General features: G+C 41.6%; 2 protein-coding genes and 1 pseudogene. All 3 read left to right on the top strand.

Annotation, left to right across the window (positions count from 1 at the left end; all coding sequences use genetic code 11):
- Window positions 1-144: 144 nt before the first annotated feature.
- Window positions 145-231: pseudogene (locus IQ242_RS18215) on the top strand (ISNCY family transposase); the annotation flags it as partial.
- Between the two features lie 121 nt (window positions 232-352).
- Window positions 353-622 (top strand): YciI family protein, encoded by a 270-nt coding sequence (locus IQ242_RS18210; protein WP_002771659.1) that lies wholly within the window; start codon window positions 353-355, stop codon window positions 620-622.
- Between the two features lie 166 nt (window positions 623-788).
- On the top strand, window positions 789-4,170 hold a 3,382-nt coding region (gene smc, locus IQ242_RS18205; protein ID WP_193960940.1), incomplete at its 3' end, for a chromosome segregation protein SMC.

Here is a 4,170-nt window from a genome sequence, read left to right as displayed (position 1 = left end):
CCCTAAATAGGAGTTTGCAGAAAATGGGTTTCTAAATAGGCGTTTGCAGAAAACGGGTTTCTCAAAGAAACCCGTTTTCTCAATAGTTTCTCGCAGAAACCCGTTTTCTCAATAGTGCCAAAATATTTATTAATAAAAATAAATGGAAAACCCAAACGTCAATGTAAAGAATGTGGTCAACCGTTTGTGATTAATCCCACTAATAAAACCGTCATCACTACTACCGAATCACCACCCCCAACTATCTGCATCCTACAGTATCTGTGTACTTCCCCCACTTTTCTAGATCGATTTAGTCTGATTGACGATTCGATCGTAAAATAGCAACAGATCAAGAGAGTACAGGTCAAATATGCCGAAATTTGTTGTCTGGGGTAGTTATTGTGAAAACGTGCTGGAAAAACGCGCTCCCTATCGTCAAGCACATCTAGAGGGATTAAATCAACAGAAAGAACGGGGAATTCTCATTACTATCGGACCAACGGCAGATTTAAGCCAAGTTTTCGCAATCTATCAGGCAGCCAGCGAGTCAGAAGTGCGAGAATTAATCGAAGCGGATCCCTACTGGCAAAATGGCATCTGGACAGAATACCAAGTCAAAGAATGGATTCAAGCCATCTAAGGGAGCTATCAGCTATATTTTTCTGTAAGGGTGTTCTCATAAAATTTTCCAACTACACAACTAATCAAACTCATCTCCGGTCAAGTCTGAGGATATTTTCAAGGATAAACCGGAGTTATCCCTTATCGATTCAAGCTGATAGCTTTCCTACTTTTTGCTTATCGCCATGGTTTACATCAAAAAGGTCGAACTCTCACACTTCAAATCCTTCGGGGGAACAACTCCTATACCCTTTTTACCGGGGTTTACGGTGGTTTCCGGTCCAAATGGTTCGGGAAAGTCGAATATCCTCGACGCATTGTTATTTTGCTTGGGATTAGCTACTTCCAAGGGAATGCGGGCCGAAAGATTACCGGATTTAGTCAATCACAGCTATAACAGTCAACGTCATAGCTCGGAAGCGAGTGTTTCGGTGACTTTTGATATTGCCGATATTCCTGACGCAACCGGTAGGGATTGGACGGTTTCCCGACGCTTAAAAGTGGCTAAGGGTGGCAGCTATACTTCTACCTACTATATCAATGGGGAAACCTGTACGGTTAGCGAACTTCACGACCAATTAAACCGTTTACGCATCTATCCCGAAGGGTACAACGTGGTGTTACAGGGGGACGTAACCCGAATTATCAGCATGAATGCTAAGGAAAGACGGGAAATTATCGACGAATTGGCAGGAGTAGCCGAATTTGACCGCAAAATTGAGAAAACTAAGGAGAATATCGATTCGGTTAAAGAAAGGGAAGAACGCTGCCAAATTATTGCCACAGAATTGCAAAAATCTCTGGAGAAATTAGCACTCGATCGCATTAAAGCCGAAAAATACCAAAAACTCAAGGCCCAAGTCCAAGAAAAACAACAATGGGAAATTGTCCTCCATTGGCAAAATCTCCAGCAGCGCTGCCAGCAAGTAAAAGAACAAATTAAAGCTGGGGAAAGGGAAAAACAGCTTTTAACGGAGACTATCGCCAATTTATCCGAACAAATCGCCCAAAATAGTCAAGAATTAGAGAAACTCAATCAACAGGTCAAAGCTTTCGGGGAAGATGAACACCTGTCCCTAACTTCCCGATTAGCAAGTCAACAGGCCAAACGACAACAACAGCAACAACGACAAAAAGAGCTAGAAAACCTTGAAAAAGAATCTCAGGCACAAAAAACCAGACTTTTAGAGGAAATTAATCGTTATAATCGCGAATTAAACCTGATTACTGCTGAAAAAAGCCGTTTAGAAACTGAAATTTTACCCAATCTCCTACGGACAACCCAAACCGCAAGGGAAACCCTAGAAACCCATCGTCTGCAAGCAAGTAGTCTCGCAGAAGCGTCAGAAGCTTGGGTAAAAGAACAAAGTGACCTTTCCCGCAATATTACCCGTCTTCAGGAACAATTAAACCCCTACCGTAGCCAACGGGCCCAATTGACCGAAAGATGCGATCGATTGCAAACTAATATAATAGAAGCTGGTCAACGTCTGCAAGAATTAGAGCAAGTTATTAGCACAAAAACGGAAGAAAGTCAAGAAATATTACAAAAAATTAATCAATCAGACCCCGATATCCAAAATTTAGCCCAAAAACTCACCATTGCCGAACAAAATCGCGTCATCAGTCAGGACACCCAAAAACGTCTGCTCAAGGAACAACGGGACAAACAGAGGGAATTAGATAAACTGGAAGCGACCAAGCAAGCGCAACAGGAGGCCCAGGGAACCTATGCTACTCAAATATTGTTACAGTCAGATTTGCCCGGAATCTGCGGATTAGTGGCACAATTAGGCGAAGTAGAGGAACGTTATCAAATTGCTCTTGAAATCGCCGCCGGAGGTCGTTTAGGTCATGTAGTCGTCCAAGATGATAGCGTTGCGGCTGCCGGAATTGCCTTGCTAAAACAGCGTCGCATCGGTCGCGCCACTTTTTTACCCCTGAATAAAATTCGTCCTCCCCGTCCCCAGGATATTTCCTCTCTGCGTCACGCGCGCGGTTATCTGGATTTAGCGGTGAATTTAGTTAAGTTTCAATCCCAGTATCGAGAGGTTTTTAACTATATTTTTGGCAGTACGGTGGTTTTCGAGGATATAGATTCTGCCCGTTATTATATCAATCAATATCGCATCGTTACTTTAGATGGCGAGTTATTAGAGATGACTGGCGCTATGACCGGAGGCAGCCAACCGACGCGAGCGGGGCTGCGTTTTGGTAAAATTTCTCCGAAGGAGTCTAGTGAAGCGGAATCTCTACGGGAAAGATTAGCAGAAATCGATCGCATTCTTACCCGCAACGAAGAAAAAATTACCCAAGTTAATCATCTTATCAGTCAGTTAACCCAACAGTTAACCGAAACCCGTCAAAGTCATCGGGAAAATCAATTATCTCTACAACAATTAAGCAAGGATTTAGAACGTTTAACCACAGAAAAAGAGGATTTAACCCGTCAATTATCGGGCCAGCAAGAGGAAATGACTATTTCTCGTCAACGGTTAGAAATATTAACCAGAGAAATTCCTGAGTTAGAGTTATCCTTACAGCAAGAACAGGAGAAATTAACTGCTTTAGAGGCCAATCATACCCATAGCGAATGGCAACAGGTACAGGGAATAATTCGCAGTCAAGAATTGGAGTTAAAAACCCAAGAAAATCACCTCGCTACAGTCCGCGAACAGTTAAAAGATTTACATAATCAACAAATCAGACTAGAGGAAAAAAGTCAAGAGTCTGGGGATAGAATTATTGAGATTGACAAGATAATTACCGATGCAGTTAATCAGAGAAATATCGGTAATCTGGAGATAGAAAAACTTGATCACAATATTTTAGAAATCAATCAAGCTTTACAGCAATTATCCCGACAACTAGGGGAAACCAAGCAAAAAAGAGACCAATTAGAGACAGTTTTGCGACAACAACAAAACCAACAACAACAGGCCATCTGGCAATCGGAAAAGTTAGTCAACAATCAAGAGGAAAGACAAGCATTACTAACCACTTTACAGACAGAAATTAGTCAACTAGAAAGCGACTTACCCAATCCCTTGCCCGAAATTCCTGAAAGCGATCGAGATTTCGAGAAAATTCAAAGCGATATTCGGCAGTTACAAAAGAAATTGGAAGCTTTAGAACCGGTGAATATGTTAGCTTTAGAAGAATACCAAAAAACTAAAGAGAGATTAGATGAACTATCAGAAAAACTGCAAACTCTAGAAGGAGAAAGAACCGAACTACTTTTGCGGATAGAAAACTTTACCACCCTCAGATTTAATGCTTTTCAGGAAGCATTTACTGCCGTTAACGAAAACTTTAAGAATATATTTGCTACCCTGTCCGATGGCGATGGTTACTTACAATTAGAAGACGAAAATGACCCCTTTAATGGTGGCTTAAATCTGGTGGCCCATCCCAAAGGAAAACCCGTACAGCGATTAAGTTCCATGTCTGGAGGTGAAAAATCTTTAACCGCTTTAAGCTTTATTTTTTCCCTACAAAGATATCGTCCTTCTCCCTTTTATGCGTTTGATGAAGTGGATATGTTTTTAGATGGGGCCAATGTAGAGA

Source organism: Microcystis sp. LEGE 08355, from assembly GCF_015207185.1.
Classification (GTDB): domain Bacteria; phylum Cyanobacteriota; class Cyanobacteriia; order Cyanobacteriales; family Microcystaceae; genus Microcystis; species Microcystis panniformis.
This window is presented reverse-complemented; position numbering and strand designations above follow the sequence as displayed.

Bases quoted from the DNA above. Each gene is read 5' to 3' on its own strand.
- IQ242_RS18210 (WP_002771659.1), top strand. From the start codon at position 353: ATGCCGAAATTTGTTGTCTGGGGTAGTTATTGTGAAAACGTGCTGGAA.